This window comes from Pedobacter suwonensis (assembly GCF_900111825.1).
Lineage (GTDB): Bacteria > Bacteroidota > Bacteroidia > Sphingobacteriales > Sphingobacteriaceae > Pedobacter > Pedobacter suwonensis.
The window spans coordinates 245,333-269,393 of sequence record NZ_FOJM01000002.1; the positions used below are offsets into that span (position 1 = coordinate 245,333).

At 41.1% G+C, this 24,061-nt stretch carries 12 protein-coding genes; 6 read left to right on the forward strand and 6 right to left on the reverse strand.

The window, feature by feature from the left end:
• The first annotated feature begins 93 nt into the window (after positions 1-93).
• The 4 genes from BM107_RS03600 to BM107_RS03615 are packed head-to-tail and all read left to right on the forward strand — an operon-like array spanning position 94 to position 7,177.
• The gene (locus BM107_RS03600) at positions 94-3,546 is read left to right on the forward strand and encodes a SusC/RagA family TonB-linked outer membrane protein (protein ID WP_090980368.1); all 3,453 of its coding nucleotides are present in this window, start codon (positions 94-96) and stop codon (positions 3,544-3,546) included.
• Positions 3,547-3,557: 11 nt separating this feature from the next.
• Complete coding sequence (locus BM107_RS03605; protein ID WP_090980371.1) at positions 3,558-5,030, forward strand: SusD/RagB family nutrient-binding outer membrane lipoprotein; 1,473 nt, start codon at positions 3,558-3,560, stop codon at positions 5,028-5,030.
• Positions 5,031-5,060: 30 nt separating this feature from the next.
• Positions 5,061-6,347 carry a purple acid phosphatase family protein gene (locus BM107_RS03610; protein WP_090980373.1) on the forward strand — a complete coding sequence of 429 codons (1,287 nt, stop codon included), beginning with the start codon at positions 5,061-5,063 and terminating at the stop codon, positions 6,345-6,347.
• Between the two features lie 2 nt (positions 6,348-6,349).
• A complete protein-coding gene (locus BM107_RS03615; RefSeq protein ID WP_090980375.1) occupies positions 6,350-7,177 on the forward strand; it encodes a glycerophosphodiester phosphodiesterase family protein in 828 nt (275 codons plus the stop codon).
• Between the two features lie 68 nt (positions 7,178-7,245).
• Here BM107_RS03615 and BM107_RS03620 read toward each other — a convergent pair whose 3' ends face one another.
• On the reverse strand, positions 7,246-9,819 hold the full coding sequence (locus BM107_RS03620) for an MASE3 domain-containing protein (RefSeq protein WP_134203405.1): 2,574 nt from the start codon (positions 9,817-9,819) through the stop codon (positions 7,246-7,248).
• Between the two features lie 364 nt (positions 9,820-10,183).
• On the opposite strand from BM107_RS03620, the gene BM107_RS03625 reads away from it, so the two are divergent.
• Together BM107_RS03625 and BM107_RS03630 are read left to right on the forward strand one after the other, a co-directional pair.
• Positions 10,184-10,450 carry a hypothetical protein gene (locus BM107_RS03625; RefSeq protein WP_134203404.1) on the forward strand — a complete coding sequence of 89 codons (267 nt, stop codon included), beginning with the start codon at positions 10,184-10,186 and terminating at the stop codon, positions 10,448-10,450.
• Positions 10,451-10,922: 472 nt separating this feature from the next.
• On the forward strand, positions 10,923-11,615 hold the full coding sequence (locus BM107_RS03630; protein WP_208864323.1) for a DUF421 domain-containing protein: 693 nt from the start codon (positions 10,923-10,925) through the stop codon (positions 11,613-11,615).
• A gap of 44 nt (positions 11,616-11,659) precedes the next feature.
• Here the strand turns inward: BM107_RS03630 and BM107_RS03635 are convergent, their stop codons facing one another.
• The 5 genes from BM107_RS03635 to BM107_RS03655 form a co-directional block, all read right to left on the reverse strand.
• Positions 11,660-11,989, reverse strand: a complete 330-nt coding sequence (locus BM107_RS03635; RefSeq protein ID WP_090980381.1) for a hypothetical protein — start codon at positions 11,987-11,989, stop codon at positions 11,660-11,662.
• A 412-nt stretch (positions 11,990-12,401) separates the two neighbouring features.
• Positions 12,402-14,600 (reverse strand): beta-glucosidase, encoded by a 2,199-nt coding sequence (locus BM107_RS03640; protein ID WP_090980383.1) that lies wholly within the window; start codon positions 14,598-14,600, stop codon positions 12,402-12,404.
• 28 nt (positions 14,601-14,628) lie between these two features.
• Complete coding sequence (locus BM107_RS03645) at positions 14,629-17,445, reverse strand: TIM-barrel domain-containing protein (RefSeq protein ID WP_090980385.1); 2,817 nt, start codon at positions 17,443-17,445, stop codon at positions 14,629-14,631.
• 221 nt (positions 17,446-17,666) lie between these two features.
• Positions 17,667-21,836, reverse strand: a complete 4,170-nt coding sequence (locus BM107_RS03650; protein WP_090980387.1) for a hybrid sensor histidine kinase/response regulator transcription factor — start codon at positions 21,834-21,836, stop codon at positions 17,667-17,669.
• 131 nt (positions 21,837-21,967) lie between these two features.
• Entirely contained in the window at positions 21,968-24,052 is a 2,085-nt protein-coding gene (locus BM107_RS03655; protein WP_090980390.1) for a beta-galactosidase, read from the reverse strand.
• Positions 24,053-24,061 lie beyond the last annotated feature (9 nt).

Sequence of the window (24,061 nt, forward strand, 5' to 3'; positions counted from 1 at the left end):
CCAGTAAAAAATAGCTGCAGCATGTTGGCGCATGCCACAGCTAAGAAATTTTAAATTTTATTTTAACCCATCAAGATTAAAACAAACAAAGTTATGAAAAAGTCCGCAGTGACTAGTCAATTAATTTTTAGCGTAATGCGTTTTTTTACCCTCATTTACATCATGCTCTCCACCATGCTCTTTGTAGGGCAGGCGTCGCCGGTAAATGCACAACAATTAGACGTTAAAGTAAGTATCAATATCAAAAAGGGATCTTTAACGGAACTTTTTAGAACCATAGAAAAGAAAACCGGCCTGTATTTTGTATATACAAATAAAGATGCCATAGAGAAACAAAACCTAAGTGGTTTTAAGGCAGAAAATGAAGCTGTAAGCGCTTTGCTCGACCGGATATTACCTCCTTTTCAGCTCAGCTACCTGATCGAGAAAAACCAGATCATCATCAAAAAATCAATACGAATTAAAGGTAAGGTAACAGACGGAAAAGGTATGCCACTGCCGGGAGTAAACGTAATTGAAAAAGGAAGTAACAATGCGACCAGCACCAACTTAAATGGAGAATTTAACCTGAACGTATTGAACAGTCAGGCCTTGCTGATCTTTAAAATGATCGGTTATCAGAGCAGGGAAATTGCACTAAAGGGCGAAACTGAACTAAACATCAACCTCGCGCCTGACGAAACAGCACTCTCTGATGTAGTGGTTACCGCACTTGGTATTAAACGTGCAGAAAAGGCCCTTGGTTATTCGATCGCCACCGTAAAAGGAAGTGACGTTAATACAGTGAAAGAAGTAAATGTGATCAATTCACTGGCCGGAAAGGTGGCTGGTGTAAATGTGGTCAGCATAGGTGCTGATCCCGGATCAAGTTCATTTATCACCATCAGGGGACAATCATCAATCGCAACCGACAACCAGCCCTTATTTGTGGTAGATGGTGTTCCGGTAGCACATTCCCTCCGTGCAACATCAGAGGTTGGCCGTTCATCGGTTGATTACGGTAGTCCGATTGCAGATATCAGTCCGGATGATGTAGAAAGTATCACCATATTAAAGGGTGCAAGTGCTGCCGCATTGTATGGAAGCAGAGCCGGAAGTGGTGTGGTTTTGATCACCACAAAAAGTGGCCTGATAAACAAAAAGGGTTTAGGAATAAATTTTAATTCAAATGCCATGTACGATCAGGCATGGATGTTCCCACATTTTCAGCACACTTTTGGGGGAGGCGAATATACCGACGATCAGGCATCTTCCACCACATCTGCCTGGGGGCCGCGGCTTGATGTGGGTACCAAACACCTGCAATGGAACAGCCCCCTGGATGCCAGCGGAAAACCAATTGCTACCGATTGGGTATCGCATCCGAACAATCCGCAGGACTTCTATGAAACCGGTTCTACCTACACCAACAACATTTCCATTAGTGGCAAAAATGCAGATGGTAATTACCGTTTATCATACACTAACCTGAGCAATAAGGGGATTGTACCCAATACCGACCTCAAAAGGAATACGCTTAACCTTTCGGCCACCTATGTGTTGCACCCCAAATTGAAAGTTAGCACCAATATTGGTTATGTAAACAATAAAAGCGACAACCGGCCATCGGCTTACCGGGAAAGTGTAACACAGATGCTGTATTCACTTCCACCAAATATGAACATTAATGACCTGAAAAACTACTGGAAACCGGGAAGGGAAAACATCGAGCAGTTTTCAGCAGATGATTCTGACAACCCCTATTTCGTAGCTTACGAGCACACCAATGGCTACGACAGGAACCGCTTAACCGGGAATATACAGGTGGTTTACGATATTACCAAAAACTTAAGTTTAATGGCACGTACCGGGCTGGACATGTACAATGAAGAACATGAGACCAAACGCCCCTTCAGTTCAAAACGTTTTAAATTTGGCGGATATGGAGTCGATAATTCTTTCTTTAAGGAACAGAACACAGATTTTTTACTGAGCTATAAAAAACTGTTAAATCAGGATTGGTCTTTGAGTCTTTCTGCCGGAGGAAACCAAATGAATCAAACCAACCGGTTTACTGCGCAGAAAACAGAGAGCCTGAGTATTCCGGGTGTTTACAATATTGCCAATGCGCAGGCAGGTACCATCGTAAATTCGCAATATATTTCCCGCAAACGCATCAATAGTATTTATGGTCTTGGCCAGGTATCGTTCAAGGATATGGTTTTTCTTGATGTAACGGGCAGAAACGATTGGTCGAGCACACTTCCCGCCGGCAACAATTCCTACTTTTATCCTTCTGCATCGTTAAGCACCACTGTAACGGATGTGTTCAAGATCAAATCAGATGTACTTTCTTTCCTTAAACTGAGGGCCAACTGGGCGCAGGTGGGCAGTGATACCGATCCTTACCAATTGTATAATACCATTCCCTTTAATCAGGATTGGGGCGATGTAAAAAGAGCCACCATTGAGTTTAACCTTAAAAACAACTTCCTGAAGCCTGAAATTGCCACATCATATGAGTTTGGCGGTGACCTCCGCTTTTTCAAAAGCCGGGTAGGTGTAGATGTAACCTGGTATAAAACAAACAAAAGGAACCAGATCATTAACATCCCAACCACCATTGCGTCAGGTTCATCAAACCGGTTGATTAATGCCGGAAATATCCAGAACAGCGGATGGGAAATTGGATTAAATGCTGTTCCGTTTGATGGTGCCTTCAAATGGGAAACCAATGTAAACTTTACCAAAAATGAAAACAAGGTGATAGCGTTATCAGAAGGTTTAAAAGAATATTCGATGGGCAGTGCCGATGGAGACAACATTCGTTACCTGATTAAGGAAGGTACAAAAATCGGCGACTTCTACACTCCGAGTTATACCAAAGTAGCCAGCGGACCAAACGCGGGAGCAGCATTATTAGACAAAACCGGGCATTACATTCGCAACAATAGCGAATACCTTAAAGTCGGAAACTATAACCCCGATTTTACCATGGGTTTCAACAATACTTTCAGTTACAAAAACTTCACCCTAAACGTACTTTTAGACTGGCGTAAGGGTGGCAATTTTTACTCTTACGTAGTAAAATCACTAATCAACGCAGGCTTAACCGATAACACACTGGTGGGCCGAGATGCAGAAACCGGCGGTTTAGCATGGACGGATTCGCAGGGCAGAAAACGGAACGACGGAATGATTATTCCGGGCTTTATTGCAGATGCGAACGGAAACCTGACCCAAAACACGGTAGTTATCGCCGCTTCTGATTTTTATAACAATACCTACAACAAATACTATGAAAGGTTAACCTATCCGGCCTCCTTCCTGAAAATCAGGGAAGCCTCATTAACCTATGTATTCGATAAAAAACTGATCCGCAAACTGCCCATCAGCAACCTGTCATTATCGCTTATTGGCAGGAACCTGTATACCTGGACCGCCAATGGACTGGGTTATGATCCTGAAACGACCATGAGTGTTACCGAAGGCTTTAAACTGGGCGTAGGTCATTGGACACTTCCGGGAACACGCTCATTCGGTTTTAAATTAAGTTGTAACTTTTAACCTGTACAGAAATGAAATTCAAATATACAACGCTACTTTTCGCTATACTGGCTTTGATTACAAGCTGTACCAAAGATTTTGAAAAGATAAATACCAACCCCAATGCTCCTGAAACCACCAATACCGAATTTTTAATGTCAGACGTATTGGTTTCTACCGCTTACGCCTACCAGGAAAATGCTGTGAACCGACGGCCCGCCTCTGCAGCGCGCTACCTTACCCTGGTTCGAAATACCGGCTATGACCTGTTGGATTGGGGTCCGGTTGATTGGGACGATATTTACGCCCGCTTAGCCGTAAACAAAACCTTTATCGAGACTGCACAAAAACGTTCTGAAAACCAGTACGTGGCCATCGGTAAAATCATGAAAGCTTTTAACTTTGGTTACCTCACCGATTTATATGGCGATATCCCCTATTCGCAAGCATTAAAATCGAAAGAGGCTAATATCATTTATCCTGAATACGATCAGCAGCAGGTCATTTATCCTGATCTGTTGAGGGAATTAAGGGAAGCCAACGATATGCTAAAAGGCAACGTTCAGGAAATCAATGCTAAAGGCGATGTAATGTTTAAAGGTAAAGCGCTTGCCTGGCGCAAATTTGCCAATTCGCTACGTCTCCGGATGTTATTGCGGATCTCAAAAAATTATGCACCAGCCTTTGCCGAAATGCAGGAAATATTGAACGATAAAATAGCTTATCCTATCTTCGAAAGCAGTGCAGACAATGCGGAAGTAGCCTATCTGGGCAATATTGCGGCCTATAGCTGGCCGGGCGGCCCTTTGGCGATGATCGATTTCGATTACCTGAAAACCAAAGCAAGCAAAGAACTGGTAGACAGACTGATACAAAGGAATGATCCAAGGTTGACTGTCTGGGTAGAACCGGTAAAGAGTACCAACGGATCAACTGTTGATCTGAACCGTTACGTAGGAGTGCCTAATGCCATTGACGCACCTTCTACCTATAACGGCGGTGAAGATCATGTTTCGGTTTTCTCTTCTGCTTTTTTCAGGAAAAATGGCGGTAGTTCAAATGCATTACTAAAAGCCAGCTTAATCACTTATACCGAGCAGTGCTTTATTTTGGCTGAGGCCGTACAAAAAGGAAAACTAAGCGTGAGTGGCGAAACTGCAGAATCGCTGTACTATAAAGGCATCAAAGAATCGATGAGCAGCTACGCTGTAAGTGCAACACAGGCCTATTATGATCAACCTTTGGTAAAATACGATGGCACACTTGAACAATTGATTACCCAAAAATGGCTCGCTATGCTGTTTAAAGGTGCTGAAGGATGGTTTGATCAGCGCCGCACCGGATACCCTGCCTTTGTAACAGGTCCGTTAGCAGCCGGGAGAGGCATTCCAAAACGTTATACCTACCCTGATTCGGAAAGTGCAAAAAACCGTGTTAACTATCAAAAAGCCGTTTCCATTTTCGGTGCCGACAATCAGTATACCCTAATGTGGTACCTGAAATAAATTAATTCCTTTATTACCAAATAAAATAACATGAAATTATATATCAATTTTTCTTTTTTACTTACGCTCTCTGTTTTGGCCATTGGCGTTAAAACACATGCCCAGGATTTTAAACCCGGGCATTTTCCCGACCGCGTAATTTTAACCTGGGCCGGAGATCCTGCTACAAGCCAAACCGTAAACTGGCGTACCGATACCACTATTAAAGCCTCAAAAGCCCAAATCAAAGCTGAAGATTCCAATCCGGCGCTTGAACAATCGATTACGGGTTACGATGCCATTTCTACTTTACTTGGAAGCGGAAATAATTACGAAATTGCAAGCTATCATCACGTTACCTTTACCAACCTTAAACCGGCAACGGTTTATGCTTACCGGGTTGGCTCTGGCGAACATTGGAGCGAGTGGTTCCAGTTTACCACTGCGTCAGTTAAAAATAAGCCATTTTCCTTTATTTATCTTGGCGACGCACAGAACGACATCCGCTCTAAGTGGTCGCGTGTTATCCGTAAAGCATTTTCCCACCAGCCTGATGCCAGATTTATCATCCATGCCGGAGACCTAATCAATCGTTCCAATAACGACCAGGAATGGGGCGAATGGCATTATGGAGGTGGTTTCATCAATGGTATGATTCCCAGCATCCCCTCCCCCGGAAACCATGAATATGTACGCGATGACAAAAGAAAACTGGTGCTTGACCCACATTGGGGCGTACAGTACACTTTTGCCGGCAATGGCCCAAAAGGTCTGGAAGAATCGGTTTATTATGTCGATTATCAGGATATGAGGATCATTTCCCTGGATTCGCAAATGATTATATTGGACGAAGCTTCGGCCAAAGCTGAATATGAGTGGCTTGAAAAAGTATTAAAGGAAAATACTAAGCTATGGACAGTAGTTACCTTTCACCATCCCATTTTTTCAACAGCAAAGAGCAGGGATAACAAGGAATTCAGAGATCGGTTTAAACCCTTATTTGATAAATACCATATTGATCTTGTACTGCAGGGCCATGACCACACATACAGCCGTGGCCAAAACCTGCCAAGGGGACTATCGGGAAGGGAAGTGAGCGGACCGGTTTATCTGGTTTCGGTTGCAGGCCCTAAAATGTATAAAGTAGATGGAGCAAAATGGATGGATGTATCTTTAGAAAACACCCAGCTGTTCCAGGTTATCCATGTTGATGGGCCAAACCTTAAATTTGAGGCCTATAAAACCTCTGGCGAGCTTTTCGATGCTTTCTCCTTAAAAAAATCTGACAGAAACAGCGCAGCAGCATTCACAGATATGAACCCTACACAAAATCCCTAGTCATGAGCATAAATATAACACCGGTTTTACTGGCCATCTTATTTAGCTGCCTCTGTACACGGGTATTCTCACAACATGCAATGAGGCCATTGCCGAAATCAAAAAATGCTTTTATTGTGATTGCCCACCGTGGTAGTCATTTAATTAAACCTGAAAATACAATAGCTTCCATTACGGAGGCTATTGATTTGGGTGCAGATTATGTGGAACTTGATCTGCGTACCAAAAAAGACGGGCACCTGGTACTTTTGCATAACGACCGTGTAGACGGTTTAAGTAATGGAAAAGGACAAATAAAAGACCTAGATTTTGAAGCAGCAAGGCAACTTATCCTTAAAGGAAAAGACGGGAGTATACACCGGATTGCCAGTTTTGAGGAGGCATTAACGGCTTGCAAAGGAAAAATAAATATCTATTTGGATTTTAAAGCAGCTGAAGCAGAGAAAGCATATGAGGCCATTAAAAAGGCAGATATGAAGTACAATCTATTGGTTTATGTAAGTAGCCATAGCGACTACCTTTCCTGGCGGAAAACAGCACCCAAAATGCCTTTAATGTCTCGTTTGGATAATACCATCACAACCGAAAAAGCCTTGATGCAAGCAATGTCAGAAGCCCCCTTGGAGGCGATTGACAATGCCCCTAATGAAACATTACTTCCAGTTCTAAAAACCATGGGCATCAGTATTTTTATGGATGTACAAAAAGCAAATGAAACACCGGATGATTGGATGAAGGCAATAAAATCAGGCATTCAGGGATTACAGACCGATCACCCGAAGTTGCTAATTGACTATCTTTGGGAGCATAAAATAAGAGATAGGACATAAATAAAAGTTTATATACTGAAGATAAATCCTGCTACCGGATTTATCTTCAATTCAGACCTTATTAAAAATCACAAAGGCTTAACCTTGTTGGTTTCCTTCAACCAGCGTTTGGCTTCCTCCATGTCGTAAAAAAAGCGAACATTGGCTTTACCGTCCGATACATCGAAACTTTTTTGAGCGGCAAGTTGCGCAAAGATACTTCGAGAAAAAATCCAGGCAAAATCCTGCAGGCCAGCTTCAATCATCATCGGAAACCAAACCTTTCCCACCCAATCTGATGCCTCCGACCAATTTCCAAGCACTTCTCGATTATCATTAAGCACTTTTTTAAGTCCTGATGACCTAAGCATCTCTATCATCTGAAGCCCCCCGTTTTGCACACTTTTAAAATTCTGATGCCCGGTCCAGTTTGCTTCCATCCAGTCTTGCTGATCATTGTAACTAATGGTCAGGTATTCATCGCTATAGTTAAGTCCTTTTGCAACCGAACCTTTTGTAATCCCAGTTTCGCTCATTGGAACGCGTATGTAAACTGTAGTTCCTATCCCGAGTTCACTTTCGATCCAGAATGTACCCTGATGAGCTTTAATAATTTCGGAAGAAATAAAAAGGCCTAAACCCAGTCCGCCAAAGCGCCCCGCAGCATTATCTGATCGGTAATAACGGTCGAAAAGTTTTTCTAGCTCCTCACTATCTATACCTATACCATGATCTTCGACTGCGATAATAATCGATTCCTGTTCAACCCTGAACGTAACATTTACCACATCTGCACTGGGAGAATATTTAACGGCATTGCTGAGTAAATTATCGATTACCTGTTCAATCCTGAAACGATCGGCATATATATTAATTTGTTCGTTCGCTGTAAAGATGATCCGATGGGTATTAACGCTTAGCTGAAGGTTTTCGCAGCATTCCTGAATCAGCTGGTTAAGATTGAAAATCGATTTATTGAACTGGAGCTTACCTGCATTGATCTTACTTACGTCCAGCAAATCGTTAATCAGGCTCTCCAGTTTAGTCGTAGCGAGATCTACTTTTTGTAAGTAAGATTTTGCCCGATCAAGATCATTGGTTCTTGCGAGCAGTTGATTAAATGCTTTAATACTGGTTAATGGTGTTTTCAACTCGTGCGAAGCAATAGAAATAAATTCATCCCGCTGCTCCTCTCCTTTCTTTTGCAGGTCTATATTGGTATTCGAACCAATCCATAATATAACCTCACCATTTTCGAAAATAGGCACGGCCCTCCCCAAATGCCATAGATATTGACCATCAGCCATTTTCAATCTAAACTGGACTTGATATTCGGTACCATTACCAAGTGAAAGCATCCACACCCTTATACATTCCTGCAAATCATCAGGATGAACGTAGTGTTGCCAGCCGATACCAAAAGGGGATTCAGGATCGAGTGCAAAATCACGGATGATCACGCCGTTAATATAATCAATTGTACCATCAGCCCTGGCCGTCCATACTTGTTGTGGTAGGGTATCAAGAAGTTTCGATAGATGAAGTTTCTCCTTCCTTACAATAGTAATATCCCTGAATATAACCAAAAGTCTAACCTCAGAAGCGTCATCTAAGATTTCCGGAATGATATGAAATGAAAAATAATAGCGGCTTTCCTGCATGCCTGCCTCTAATTCTCCGGCAATATTTTTTCTGATAACAAGTGCCTGTTTCAATTCATTCCAGATTCTTTTACTCAACGATTGAACATCTGAATCAGCAAACGGTGGAAGCTTACTGATTTCCTGATTGACATAGATACAATCCAGGTTTTCATCAAAACGCATGATCAGATCCGGAAGATTTTCAGCCAAAGTCTTATACTCCGTCTCGCTGGCCTTAAGCTCACGAAAAATACTTGCCATGGGCTTATCAAAAGCCATTTGCACATTGGCTTTGTAAATAAGAAAGAAAGAAATCAGTTTCCCATAATGTCCCCACTCATTTAACTGTCCGTAGTTTGATGTATAAGTGGCAAAGCAACATTCACTTAGAATGGCAACTATAATAGACCCTGAAAGAAGATGGTAAGTTTTCCGGTCAAAATTAGCCCTTCTCCGGTAAAGCAAGAATAAGCTTACAAATAAAAATAAGATGATAACGTACTCACATACCACCTTGAAAAGGGTTTGACCAGCTCCCGGCACAAAACAAACGGGAAATACTTTCCATACCAAAATGCTTGCAGCAATGAGTGAAGTCACCACAAAATATAGGAGGAAAAGCAGTTCGGTATTAATTTTTCGTTTGCGCCCAATCATTAAAAAACCGCCTAGAAAAATCATTGCCTCCATGCCACGTGTTGCCACCCAGAACTGGTTGGCGGGGTATCCCGGTAACGGAATGATATTCATCCCCTTATAGCTCAAAGTATGTAACAGATCCAGAGCGCCAATAAACAGATAGGATATTCCCACAACATGCAGGTATTTGTTGTCCTGCATTTTTCTGGAATTCCAGGCCACAATAAACACCGCGAAAGCGATTACGATGGAAAAGAGTTCAACCAAAGTATGGAAAAGCATGTAACCATACCGCTTGCTGTAAACAAAAACCAGTATCAGGCAGATAATACCAAATGCAGTACGATAGTAACGATTGAAAAGAGAGGTGATGTTTCGCAAGGATATAAAAATCTATCAACAAATATAGGCTATTGAGAAGTGTTATGGAAATAACAACTAAGAAATTGACCTGAGCGACATTAATCTTTGCTTGATAAAAACATCAGCCTGAGCGGAAAAGGGGCTAAAGGCAAACGCTTTTTCAGGTTACTCCTGAAGCAAACGGTCAGAGGCTCCGGCTGGTAAGAAGTTTCCCAGGTGACAATTTGAAGAGAAGCAAATTCCTGAGTAATCTAAACTCAGGCGGCTATAGAACAGGCTTTTATAGTTCTGAATTTTTCCCTTACCAAAATCGGCCAACTTACATTTTCGCATTAAGCAAACTATCGAACTGTTTTAAATGTTAACCTACAATAAAGAAATTATGGAAAACAACGCAAACAAAAAAGAACAGCAGGAAGAAGGTCTTACTAACCAGGAGCAACTTGCCCAGGCCGCATTGGGGAACAGTGAAGCAATTCAACCCTCAGCAGACAATAACAACGACATACTAACCATACCCGAGATCTCGGGGACCGGAAGCAATCCATCATCTGCCGCACCGCATTCGCTTATTGTACATGAGGATGAAAATGGAGAAAAAAAGTATGAAGAGGGCAGCACTGAAACTTCTAATGGTGAACAAGAATAAATACAGGCATTTCATGCCGCTCGAATATTTCAATCCACAGACCTGAAACCCGACCATCCTAATCTATTGCGCAAATAAATATCTACATCTTGACAAGTGATCCCCGCATGGCCAATATCATTAATATGCGGTATCAGAAAAGGTTTTCGGATTAAAGCACCTGCCCGGGTAAATGATTTTTATCAAATCAACCTGAATCCGGATTTATTCAACCTGACTTCATTTTGCCAGATTGGATCGGAATAGAAGTGTGCAGGCTTTTGAATCAGCGAGGTAAAAAAATATTTGTGGCACTGTGATGAGCGCACTGGCCCGGCTGCCGGGGCTGTCATAAGAGTACAAAAGAAGATCTGACCAAAACCATTGATGCCCATTTATTGGTGAGGAATTCCAGGCAGATCAACTTTTGAGAAATATTTACATTTAACTTAGGGTGTTACTTTAAACTGATTCACACAAAATAAATTTCAATATGCAGGATATCGACTGGACAAAAATCATGGTAGGTGAAGAACAGTGGGGATTTCTCATCGAAATTGCCATACGCACCATACTGATGTACTTTATCATACTCATCGGGCTAAGGCTTCTTGGCAAGCGCGGGGTAGGACAGTTATCGGTATTTGAAATGGTAGTCATCATCAGTCTGGGTTCCGCAGCCGGAGATCCAATGTTTTATAAGGAAATAGGGCTTATGGTACCTTTAGCCATATTCGCCATCATTGTAGGTGCCTACAGGCTTACCACCTACCTAATGGCTAAAAGCAAGCGGTTTGACGACCTGGTTGAAGGCAAAGCTACCTACATCATTGAGGGGGGCATATTCTCCGTAAATGAATTTCGGAAAGAAACCCTCGCCCAGGATGAGTTCTTTTCCGAACTGCGGCAACAGGGCGTTTCCCATCTCGGTCAGGTTAAAACGGCCATACTGGAAACTTCTGGCTGCGTAAGCATCTTCTTTTTTCCAGATGAAGAGGTGCAGCCAGGCCTGCCGATCATGCCCAAAGAATTTGCGAAAGCGTCCAAAATTGTAGATCTTGCCGGACTTTATGCCTGTAGCTTCTGCGGCAAAGTTCACAACATCAATGAAGAACAAAAAGCCGAATGCATCAATTGCAAACATGATGAATGGGTAAAAGCAGACGACAGGCCAAGGATAAAGTAATTTTGGGAAAGGGATTATTTCCTGCGTTATTTGCTTTTTGGTATTTATCTCTCAATTTCTGTCAAATCTCCCTTCTTTAAATTAACTAGCTTGTCCCTTACATGTTTAGCCGATAATTTGGCCACATGGTGTTCGTTATCACCTATCCATTCTCTATACTTTCTTAAATCAGCGGCGATTCGTTTCAGTATAAATTTATTCTTTATGATAAGGGAGTCGCTATTAGGGCTTTTTTCCCAAAGTTGTTTTATATTGACGAAATGAATCGTGTCGATATAGGCTGACTGTTTTTTGTGCCAAACTCTAATTTTCACATTCCAAGTTCCATTCGACTTTTGGCCGCCTTTGATTATAGTTGTGGAGACTGTTGCCATAGTTAAAAAATTTAGTTTGCAACCTCATTTTTCTCAAGTATTTCTCAAGTTTTTGTTGGGGTCTCAAGTTTTTCTCAAGGTGTTAATACTATAAATTAATCAAAAAAACTGCCAAACATAACGGCTCTGAATTAGTCAATTTGTTTAAAAACAATGTCAAATCAGCTCTAAAACGCACAAAAAAGCCCTTCAGAATATACTGAAGGGCGATTTTTTGTCAGTGGGCCCACCTGGGCTCGAACCAGGGACCAAAAGATTATGAGTCTAATACCTCACAAACACAAGTCATTAATTTACAGTAGTTTATGTGAAAAATATTATATTCTCTCAAGTATTTCTTAAGTTTTTTGCTTGAAACCAACTTAACTCTGATTGAGTACAATTAAAATATTATTTAGATGTTTCTGTAATGCTATTTAACCATAATTTTAAGTTTCTGGGAAATGTGATCAGAAGAATTGCCTAGCTGGAGGATAAATTCACCTGCTTCGACGTTCCAGTTGTGTGTAGTTTCATCATAAAAAGCAAAATTTTCTACTTTTAAACTCATTTCCACTTTCTTGGTTTCTCCGGGTTTCAGGAATACCTTCTCAAAGGCTTTAAGTTCTTTTAACGGTCGTTCCACGGTACAAACAGGGTCAGTCACATACAATTGCGCTACTTCAGCACCGTATTTTGTTCCAGTATTTTTAAGGGTGAATGAAATATGTAAAGTGTCGCTTTTACTATATAATTTTTTATCGGATGATAGTGTCCCTAAATCGAAATTAGTATAGGAAAGGCCATAACCAAATGCAAATTGAGGCAATATTTTTTTTGTATCAAACCAACGGTACCCCACCAGGATATCCTCTTTGTAAAACTGATTAATACTATCACCGGGATAGGAAATTTTACCGTAAAAATGCGCGGCATTATCTTCCAGTTTTTTTGGAAAAGAGAAAGGTAATTTACCGGAAGGATTCGCTTCGCCAGAAATTACATCTGCCAATGCACTTCCGGCTTCAGAGCCAAGATACCATCCCTGCATAATTGCAGGCACTTTATTTATCCATGGCATGGTAACGGCGTTCCCGCTAAGTAACACGATAGCAGTGTTTTTATTAACTTTTAGCAGGGCATCAATCAGTGTGTCCTGCCCGAAAGGAAGGTCTAGCGAACGGCGATCACCACCTTCACAATCCTGAAAATGATTTTTATTAAGCCCACCAATAAAAAGTACAATATCTGCTTGTTTAGCAACGGCTATTGCCGCAGCGGCCAGAGAATCGGCATTTAGTTTTGAAGGCTCCTCTCGCCCATAAAGCGATGGTCCGGAAGCATATCCAAGGCTATAAACAATGTGATCTTTACCGTATTTATCAATCAACCCAGCCAAAGGCGATTTTTCATAAGCTACCTTAAGTGATGATGATCCTCCACCAATAACCAGGCTCCGGCCGGCATTTTCTCCAATGACTGCGATTTTTTTGAATTTTCCGCTTGGAACAGGGAAAAACTTATTTTCATTCTTTAAAAGTACAATTCCTTCCTGTGCTATCTTACGTGCTGCCTCACTATGTTCTGGTGAAACGAAACGTCCAAAAGGCCTGTTTTCGCTCATCGTGGTTCGAAAAATCAACCTTAATATGCGGCGTGCTTTATCATCAAGCAAAGCCATATCATATTTTCCTTCTTTAATGCCTTTCAGAAAAGGGTTGGCCAGATAATATGCTGAGTATGGAAATTTGCCCTTAGTGGTTAAACCATCGGTGTATGTACCCATTTCCAGGTCTAGCCCATTATTAACCGCCTGATCTGTACTGTGAACGCCACCCCAATCACTAATTACCACGCCATCAAATGACCAATCCCTTTTTAAGATTTGGTTCAACAATAGATCATTATGACAGCAATGTTGGCCTCTAAACTGATTATACGATCCCATTATGGACCATGCCTTACCTTCCTGCACCGCGGCCTTGAAAGCAGGTAAATAAATTTCGTTTAACGCACGGTCACTTAAATCAACATTGATATGCCCCCTCCACTCTTCCTGATTGTTTAGTGCAAAATGTTTTACACAGGCAGCTACGCCCTGAGATTGAACGCCCTGAATATAAGGAACCACCATACACGAACTTAAATAAGGATCTTCACCCAAATATTCAAAATTCCGTCCGTTTAGCGGTGTACGGTAAATATTTACTCCTGGCCCCAACAATACCGTTTTATTGCGATAACGGGCTTCTTCACCTATTGATTGCCCATAAAGCAAAGATAACTTCGGATTAAAGGAAGCTGCCAGGCAGGTTAATGCCGGGAAAGCGGTACAAGAGTCATTCGTCCAGCCTGCTCCTCCCCATTCATCCCATAAAACTTCTTCCCGGACGCCATGAGGTCCATCATCGGTCCAAACTTCAGGGATGCCTAGGCGGGGCACCCCTTTTGAACTGAATTTTGATTGCGCATAACATAGTGACACTTTCTCTTCGGTGGTCATCAGCGAAAGCGCATTTTCAACCCGCTTCTCCAACGGTTGCCGCAAATCAAGATAAACTGGTCGCTCTTGCTGAGCACCCGCCAACAGGGAAGCACAGGCAATGGTTATCGTTAGTAATAAAGATTTCATTAATTATTGTATATGTAGAAACTATCTGTTAAAACTTTATCGCTATTTCGTTACCATTATAGCGAACAACCTGCTCCTGTTTATTATTTTTCCCAATAATCACTATGCGGAAAGTTCTGTTACTTAACATGCCGTTGAAACTGCCTTTGCGTTTATGGATGGTCAGCTTATCCTGATCGTTTAAATATTCAAAGTCGATGGTAGAAAAAGCACCTTTTTCGTAATCATAGTTGTTGCCTTCATCCTCGTATAAACTAAACTTTCCATCCTTGCCTTTGTAAACCCGGATCTCGATATCATCGGCTTTCTTTTCTGAACTATACTGCATGACTTCACCAACAGGTAAAATAGCTCCTCCAGGCACAAAAAGAGGAATGCGCTCTAGCGGGGCTTCTATACTTAGCTTCCGTCCGCCTTCTATCTGTTTCCCACTATAGAAATCGTACCAGGGGTTTCCGGCAGGAAAATAAACTTCGCGGCTACGGGCTTTGTAATTATAAACCGGACTAACCATTAGGCCAGAACCAAAAAGAAACTGATCGCTTATGGTATATGTTTTTTGATCTGCCGCATAATCCATTGCAAGCGAACGCATTAGAGTATAATCTTTATGGTAGGCCATTCCTGCAAGCGAGTAGATATAAGGCATCAGGCGGTAACGAAGTTCATCATAATAAACCAGGCTTTTGTAAACCGGATGGCCTTCCGGTGCCAGGTTATAGATTTCGCGGTATGGGAACTGACCATGACTCCGGAAAAGCGGACAGAATGCGCCAAACTGGAACCAGCGCAGGTTAAGTTCACGCCATTCTTTAAGGTCTTCGGTTTCCTTTCCTGTTTTATCGAAAAGAAGCTGGCTATCTCCATATCTTTTTTCTACGCAAAAGCCACCAATATCCATTGTCCAGAAGGGAATGCCAGACATGGCAAAATTTAATCCTGCAGGAATTTGTGCTTTAAGGTCTTCCCACCTTGATGCGATATCGCCACTCCAGGTAGCGGTAGAATACCGTTGTAAACCCGCAAAACCAGATCTGGTTAACAGAAATACCCGCTTGTTATGATCGGCTTCACGCTGTCCGTTATAAATCGCATTTGCATTCATCAGTGCATAGGCATTAAAGTATTTTGTAGAAGAACCTAACGCAGTAGGACCACACAATTTTTTACGGTAATCCATATCGGTACAATCACGGATGTTGGGTTCAGAAGCATCCATCCACCAGGCATCAATCCCCTTCACATACAGGTTATCCTTCATCTGTTTCCAGAAGAGTTTTTGTGCATCGGGATTGTAAGCATCATAAAAAGAACCGACATAGCCCTCCCCGATCCAATCGCGTATACTGTCTTGCACCGCCTGCATGTACATCCAGCCTTTATCGCTAAACTGTTTAAAATGTTTTGTTGTGGTATAAAATTTAGGCCATACCGAAATCATGATATGGGCATTTTCCTGGTGCACGGAATCTACCATCCCTTTGGCATCAGGAAATCTTTTCAGGTCGAATTGATGGCTACCCCAGGCATTTTCTGGCCAATAACTCCAATCAAGCACAATATTGTCAAGCGGAATTTTACGCTTCCGGTATTCGTTTACCACATTTAACAGTTCATCCTGAGTTTTATAGCGCTCACGGCTTTGCCAAAAACCCATAGCCCATATTGGCATAATACTCGCCTTACCCGTTAGTGTACGGTAACCACTGATTACCTCGTCCATATTTTTACCTGCCACGAAATAATAGTCCATCTTATCGCCCATTTCCGACCAAAAAGATATATTACCATTTTTCTCTATTGGCGAGGAAGAAAGTGCTTTAAGGCCAACATAAGAAACACCACCATCGGGTTTCCACTCTAATTTTATTTTGCTCCGCTTTCCTTTTGTTAATGGGAACGAAAACCTGAACGTGTTCGGATTCCATGACGTGCGCCAACGCTCTGGTACTACCAATTTGCCATCCAGCCAAACTTTCGTATAACCAGCATAATAAAGGCTAAATTTATAAATATCTGTATTGTTGGGAAGGATTGATCCTTCCCAAACTACAGCGCCGTTATTAAAATTAAAATTTACTGGAAATTTCTTTACTGTTGTGAGGTTTTCATAATCTATGGCCGACTCCTGACGGACAATAGCAGCACTGCCCTTGTTGGTATAGGTTGCGGTTAGCGCACCTTGCTTGCCATTTTTATTAAAAAGTGTAAACTGGTTGAGGTCTTTGTAATCTCTGGGATCACCGTATTTGCTCTGCGAATAATTGTCCCATAAAATACCATAATTTTTTGTAGACATGATGAAAGGAACGGAAACTTTGGTATTGTACTGAAAAAGATCTTCGCTTTTATGTTTATAATTAAAATCATCAGACTGATGCTGTCCAAGACCATAGATAGCCTCGCCAGGTATACCGGTAAAAACCTGCTGAAAAGTATATCCCTTATCGTTATCAACTGCTATAGGGCTGAAAGTTCTTTTAGTCTCCTGAAGCAGCACTTTCCCAGCCCGATCAGTGAATGAAATCTGACCTGAAACCAATGAAATTTTTACAGTAATATCCTGAGTAGAAAGCTGGGCAAATGATGCATTTTGCGTGACCTTGAAAGCAGCATTTGATTGAAGTCCAGGCAACACGCAAAGGCTCTTAACCTGTGGAATTTTATTCTGCGGCGAAGCCTGTACCCGTATAATCTGGCTGTTTATAACATTTATTTCAATTGTCTTTGCAGCGCCTGTTTTGGGGTGTACCTTTATACCATTCTGCAACGTTTCAACAGCATCTACCGCAAGCAGTTTCGTTGTAACGAGCAAAAACAGTATAAAAAAAGCGAATCGTTTCATAAAGGGATAAAATATTTAATGGTCAGAATAGTATTGTTTGATTTTGATGGTTCAAAGCTACAGTATCACCCCTTTTTATGCAGAGCAGTAATGTTAAATATGTAAGTAGAAATGTTAACATGAAATCATTTGAGGTGTAGAATACCGCCTGGCGAAGCTTTCGACGGCCTGCATGTCAAAATTGAAAAAAACTACAAGTTAATAAGGTCCTGGTTTTAACTCTAATTCCTTTTTTCCGCGATATATTCTGACGGGAGTACATTATATTTGGCCTTAAATGCCTTGGCAAAATAATTTGGCGTACTAAACCCAACCATGTAACATATTTCGGATATGGTTTTAGTACTTTTTTCCAGTAAAACTGCCGCCTTTTCCAGCTTAACAGACCTGATAAAATCAACAGGGGTTTTACCAGTTACCCTCAGGCATTTTTTATAGAGCGAAACCCTGCTCATGGCCATGTGGCTGCTGAGGTCTTCTACAGATAACTGGGAATTGTGGAGGTTTTCTTCAATATACAACAATGCAGTATTCAGGAATTTTACATCGTCTGACTCGATCTCCATTTCCGGTGAAGACATGCTGACCTGCCGTGAATAGGTTTTTTTAAAGGTTTGATGCAGCGTGAGCAGGTTTTTAATCTTTGAATGCAAAATTTCGAAATTAAAAGGTTTGGTCATATAATCATTTGCCCCGGTTTCCAATCCTTTTAATTGCTCTTCCTCGGCAGTTAAAGCCGTTAACAAGATGATTGGAATATGTCTCGTCCGTTCATCTGATTTTAACTTTGCACAAAGTTCCGTACCGCTCATTTCTGGCATACTGATATCGGAAACGATTAAATGCGGATGCAAAGCCAGCGCTTTTTGCCAACCCTCCTTACCGTTCGAGGCTTCTACTATTTTATAATAAGTGCTCAGGTTATCTTTAAGGTAAAATCTAAAATCCTCATTATCTTCTACCAGCAAAATTACAGGGGCATTTTTTGTTAAGGCACGTTTATCTGTCCGTTCTTTTTCCGTTTTTTCTTTATTATCCGCACCGTATTGAATAGAGAAATCTTCTGCAGTATTGTAATTAAGCTGCTGATCTTCCAAAACAGGTGCCAATAGAAGCTGCACTGTAAAACAGGTTCCCTGCCCGGGCTCACTTTCCACGCTTATTTCACCACCCTGCATTTTTACAAATTCTTTTGTAATGGAAAGCCCAATACCAGATCCCTGATTAAGAATAGATGCCGAAGTTTCATGTTGAAAAAAGCGATCGAAAATTTGGGCCTGCTTATCAGCCGGAATACCTATTCCAGAATCCTGTATCTTCAATTCCAAGAGGATTTTACCATCTTCGGCCTTATTTAAGCGTCTGTGTAACATCACCTCAACTTTTCCGCCTGGCGGCGTAAATTTAAATGCATTAGAAAGCAAATTAAATACAATACGCTCCACTTTATCCTGATCAAAATAGGCATAAAGGCTTTCAATGGGGCTGGCAAAAGTGAGTTTTATCTGCTTACGTTCGGCCAGATCATAAAAAGAATCTGTAGCATCTTTAATAAATGACACGACTTCGCCCTCAGTATTGTTTAAGCGCAGTTCCTGTTCTTCCAGTTTACGAAAATCCAGCAATTGATTTACCAGGTTTAATAAACGCTTTGCGTTTCTTTTAATCATGGCCAGCTGCCCATACCGCTCATTTTCTTTAGCAGCAATCAATAACTTGTCAACTGGTGCAAGAATTAATGAAATAGGTGTCCTGAATTCGTGGCTAAGGTTAGTTAAAAATTTAATTTTCAGTAAATCTAGTTCCCGCAAGCTTTCTGCCTCTTTACGGTCCTGTGCCCGCAGTTGAAGTGCCTCAGCCCTTTCCTGTTCCAAAGCAAACTCCCGTCTGAGTTTATTTATTCCCCTGTTACGTATATACAAAAGCAAAAAACCGATTATAGCCAGGTACAGCAAATAGGCCCAGGTAGTTCTCCAGAAAGGAGGTGTAACCGTAATATTCAGGTTTGATTCAGCAACGGGAATAGTATCGTTTTCGTAAAAAGCCCTTACATGAAGGGTATAATTTCCTGGATCGAGATTGGTAAAGGTTGCTTTTCGCAGTTCAGAAGATACGGTAAGCCAGCGTTTATCAAAGCCTTCGAGGTTATATTTATAGATGATTTTATGTGGATTAAAATAATTGAGCAGCGCAAACTGAATGGAAAAGATATTTTCCTTGTAGGTGAGGTTTAAATCCTTGAGCGAGGTAATGGCTTCCGGCAAAACAATATGCCCATTGATAGATTCTCCTACACGCACCTTATGGTAAAATACTTCAAGGTCGGTCATTACTAATGCGGCAGGGAACTTATTGTTTCTGATTTCGCTTGCTTTGAATATATTAAAGCCGGTTGGCCCTCCAAAAATCAGTTCACCCGCTTTGGTTTTTCCCGCGGCATTTATATTAAACTGGGTACTTTCCAGCCCATCAGACTGGCTGTATTTACTATACCTAAACTGATAGTTTTTCCCATTAGGGATTACCGAAATTTTATAAAGACCTTTGCTGGAACTATACCAGAGGTGGTGATATTCATCCTCCAGAAGCTCGAACACCATATCTTCAGGAAGGCCATTTGTTTCGTTAAGGTTTTTAAATATGCGGGTAGCAGGATCATACACACTGATTCCTTCACGTGTTCCGATCCACATCCACCCACGTGTATCCTGCAAAATAGAATTTACATCGTTCTGGATCAAACTGTTGCTGTCTGCAGGGTTATTTTTTAGATATTTGAATGTAGCGCTTTTATAATCAAATATATTAACGCCACCGGTAGTGCCAATCCAGATATTATTATTTCTATCTTTATATAAACAGGAAACAATGAAAGAGTTCAGTGTATTTTTGACGTTTGGATTGAAATGTTTAAATGTTCCGTTCTGACGGTCCAATACATCAACTCCACCATTTAAAGTACCTACCCAAATCCTATTATCAGCATCTTCAAGCAAAGCATAAACGCGGTTATCTGATAGTTTTGATGGGTCTGAGCCTGGCTTAAAATGCCTGAAATTTTTACCATCAAAAGCATCAAGACCGCCTAAGTAAGTACCAATCCATAATATGCCTTCATGATCTGTTTCCAGGCTTACTACAATATCACTACTTAGAGAATTAGTCTCGCTGGGATTGTTGTGGTAAGTTTTAATCTCGCCAGTTGCTTTGTTTAACTTTAACAAGCCCTCCCCGTTGGTGCCAATCCACAGATTGCCATCGTTATCTTCTGCAAAACAATTTACATCTTTCTTAATGGCGTTTTTACCTGCCAGATAATGGTTAACAGGAAACTTGTAAATGCTTTTATGATAGAAACAGATTCCTTTTTTAAAGGTGCCAATCCAGATAATATTGTTGTTATCCTTATACAAAGCTGAAATACTGTTATCGCTTAAGCTTCGCGGATCGTTGTCTCTACTTTGAATATAGTTTAAGCGGTTGGTCTTTTTATCCAGGATATTAATTCCGCCATGATCGGTACCAATCCAGATTTTTCCATCATCTCCTTCAATTACACGGCTTACATTTTTGGAGCTAAGCCCAGTATGATCTTCTTTTTTGCCGAAATAACGAAAAGTTCCGCTTGTTGCATGGAGATAAAATAGGCCAAAAGGATTGGGGCCACTGTAAATATAGATATCACCAGCCGAATCACGACCGAGGCTATATACGGTAATCTGACCAGAAAAATGTGCATCAACCTCATTAAACCGTTGCGTAACGCGTTGCTGTTTTAAATTAAATTTATCCAGTATGCCATTGGCATAAATCACCCATAAATTCCCTTTCAAATCATCAATAAAATCACTTACAGAAACATTTTCTATTTCATCAATCCGTTCACCCTTCAATATATATTTCTGCGTTGAAACGTTTTTGGAATTATAACCATAAATACCCTGATTTTGAACATTAAAATATAAATTCCCTCTGGCACCAGTTCTTACATCCCTCAGGTATCCGCTTGGAATCTTGTATTTATTAAAATGTTTTTGCTGAAAGCGTTCAAACTTTTCGCTGGTACGGTCATAAATAGCATAACCTTCATTGGATTTAACCCACAATTCCTGCTCAGGCCCTTCAAAAATATCGACCACGTAACCATTGGGTAAACTTGAACTATCTTTTGAATTGTGCCTGAAAATTTTGAAATCATGCCCGTCAAATCTACTCAGTCCGGCCCTGGTTCCAAACCACATAAAGCCCATATGGTCTTTATATATTGCATTAGTTTGGTTATCAGATAAACCATTGGTAATATCAATACGAGAAAACCGATAAGGATTATCCTGAGCATAAAGTAAATGATGCCAAACCAGCGCAAAGATCAGGGCTAAAAACCGGAACATATTTTTTATTAAAATCGGGTCTATCTGCTTAGCAAAAAAATCTGCTAAAGCATAAATTTATAATCATTTGGTTAGCGTAAATATGGCTAATTTAAAATAAATACGGAGATACAAGCTGTAATAGGGCCTGTTTATTCAGTCCAGACTATTACACCGGCAGGCTCCAGAGTTTTCTTTCCAATAATAAGCTGTGCTGTTTTAGGGAGATTAAATGTATAATCAGCAGAAGAATAATTTACCGCGAAATAATATCCATCTCTCCAATAAACATAAATCCCTTTAGGATAATTTTCAGTTGTGGCTCCTGCATCGGTATATGCATTGGCCAAAATATCTTTTTCCAATTCAAAATCGGTTGTAGCTACCCCAATATAAGTTACTGTTCCTTTTTCAATATTACGCTTCACCACGGCAGGTTTGCCTTTATAAAACTGGTTTTGATAAGTACCAACAACTGTTGAATTTGATCTGGCCTGAAGCAAATCTGCCCAGCTATTCCAGTTATAATGCTTTGAGGCGATCTGCACATCACCTTTATTATGCGATGAAAGCATATCTGTCGACAGGATTTCGGCTCCTATTAAATCAGTTATCGGTGCAGCAGTTTGCTCCTCCCAAAAATGCCCCATCCTGTTTTTGGTTGCCGTACGACAGGTGATGACCAAATGTCCACCTTTTGCCACGTAATTTTGCCATTTTTTAATCAGCACGGCATCAGCCATTTCGTAAGCTGGTACAATCAGAACCTTAAACTTAGAAAAATCAGCCGTTTCATTAATGACATCTACCGGTGCGCCAAGCGATTTTGCGATCTCCATAAATTTAACAGGATATCCCCATGTATCCCATTGGCTGGTTTGTTTTTGCCTGTCTATCGACCAGTAATTTTCCAGGTTCCAAAGTATAGCTGTAGAGCGTTTGGCGAGTTTTTCTGGCATTTTTGCCCCTGATTTATACAATTTACGCAGTTGTTTAATCTCTTTGTTAAACTGAATGTACTCCTCTCCTCCTGGTGATGGTGTTGTACCATCCGTTTGAACTACGCCCGAATGGTACTGTTCTGCCCCATACAATATCTGCCTGAAACGGTATGAGCAAGCCAGTTTTCCACCTGTTGCAAACGAATGGTACAGCCACATACGCACCGTACCAGGTAAAAGCAGCGGGTTATAACTTCCCCAGTTTACGGGACCAGGTTGAATTTCCATTACTCCCGATAATCCACCCAATTGCTGATAATAAGCAGATGCAAAAAGCAGTACCCTACTATCGCCCAACCTGAAGCCAGTTTCGCCAATATTATCACTGCCCCCGTTGGGATATGCCGTGTAAGCTGCAAAATCTACTTTTTTTGTTCTGCCAGGGTCGGCCCCGGTTGAAACGGCTGTATAATTGGTGGTAACGTATTGTGCTTTGGAAATGCTTTCTCTCAATAGCCCAGCCTGAAAATCAAGAAATTCAGCCTGTGTATCAGCACAGTAACGTTTAAAATCGAGCAAAGCATGCGGGTTATTTCCCCACCACCCCACCAAACTGGTATTGTGGATCATCACCTGATCGAAACTGTTATACCACTGGCTCCAAAAAGCGGTACCCCAGGCATCATTTAAGGCATTGATTGTTTTATATTTGTTTTTTAACCATTGCCTGAAAGCCTCCTGCGATGATAGGCTATAATCAGGTTTGGCATCTGGCTCATTATCAAGCTGCCAGCCGGTTATATTTTTGTTTTTACCATAACGTTTTGCCATTTCATTTACAATTTTTTGAACAAATAACCGATACTTCGAATTAACGATCGAGCCCAATCCCCTTGTTCCATGTTCAGCCCGGATGTAATGCCCATCCATGATAAAAGTTTCGGGATAATTTACACGCATCCAGGCCGGTGTTGTTGCAGATGGGGTACACATTACTACTTTAAGTTTATATTTTGCACAGAGATTTACAACTTTATCCAGCCAGGCAAAATCAAAATGCCCTTCTTCGGGCTCCATTTTAAACCAGGCAAATTCTGCCAGGTGAACAAACTCATAACCCATTTCGGAAATCTTTTTGATATCGCGCTCCCACTGATTTTCTTTCCAATGTTCTGGGTAATAGTAAATTCCGGTGGTAATCAAATCTTTTTCCGGAAAATAGGCACCTGCAGTCTGCGATTTTACTATAATTCCACAGCACATGGATAACAGGAACACTAATAAATATTTCTTCATCTTGTTAAT

Coding starts and splice junctions, on each gene's coding strand:
- BM107_RS03615 (WP_090980375.1), top strand. CDS start 6,350: ATGAGCATAAATATAACACCGGTTTTACTGGCCATCTTATTTAGCTGC.
- BM107_RS03645 (WP_090980385.1), bottom strand. CDS start 17,445: ATGAAACGATTCGCTTTTTTTATACTGTTTTTGCTCGTTACAACGAAA.
- BM107_RS03655 (WP_090980390.1), bottom strand. CDS start 24,052: ATGAAGAAATATTTATTAGTGTTCCTGTTATCCATGTGCTGTGGAATT.
- BM107_RS03605 (WP_090980371.1), top strand. CDS start 3,558: ATGAAATTCAAATATACAACGCTACTTTTCGCTATACTGGCTTTGATT.
- BM107_RS03635 (WP_090980381.1), bottom strand. CDS start 11,989: ATGGCAACAGTCTCCACAACTATAATCAAAGGCGGCCAAAAGTCGAAT.
- BM107_RS03600 (WP_090980368.1), top strand. CDS start 94: ATGAAAAAGTCCGCAGTGACTAGTCAATTAATTTTTAGCGTAATGCGT.
- BM107_RS03640 (WP_090980383.1), bottom strand. CDS start 14,600: ATGAAATCTTTATTACTAACGATAACCATTGCCTGTGCTTCCCTGTTG.
- BM107_RS03625 (WP_134203404.1), top strand. CDS start 10,184: ATGGAAAACAACGCAAACAAAAAAGAACAGCAGGAAGAAGGTCTTACT.
- BM107_RS03650 (WP_090980387.1), bottom strand. CDS start 21,836: ATGTTCCGGTTTTTAGCCCTGATCTTTGCGCTGGTTTGGCATCATTTA.
- BM107_RS03610 (WP_090980373.1), top strand. CDS start 5,061: ATGAAATTATATATCAATTTTTCTTTTTTACTTACGCTCTCTGTTTTG.
- BM107_RS03630 (WP_208864323.1), top strand. CDS start 10,923: ATGCAGGATATCGACTGGACAAAAATCATGGTAGGTGAAGAACAGTGG.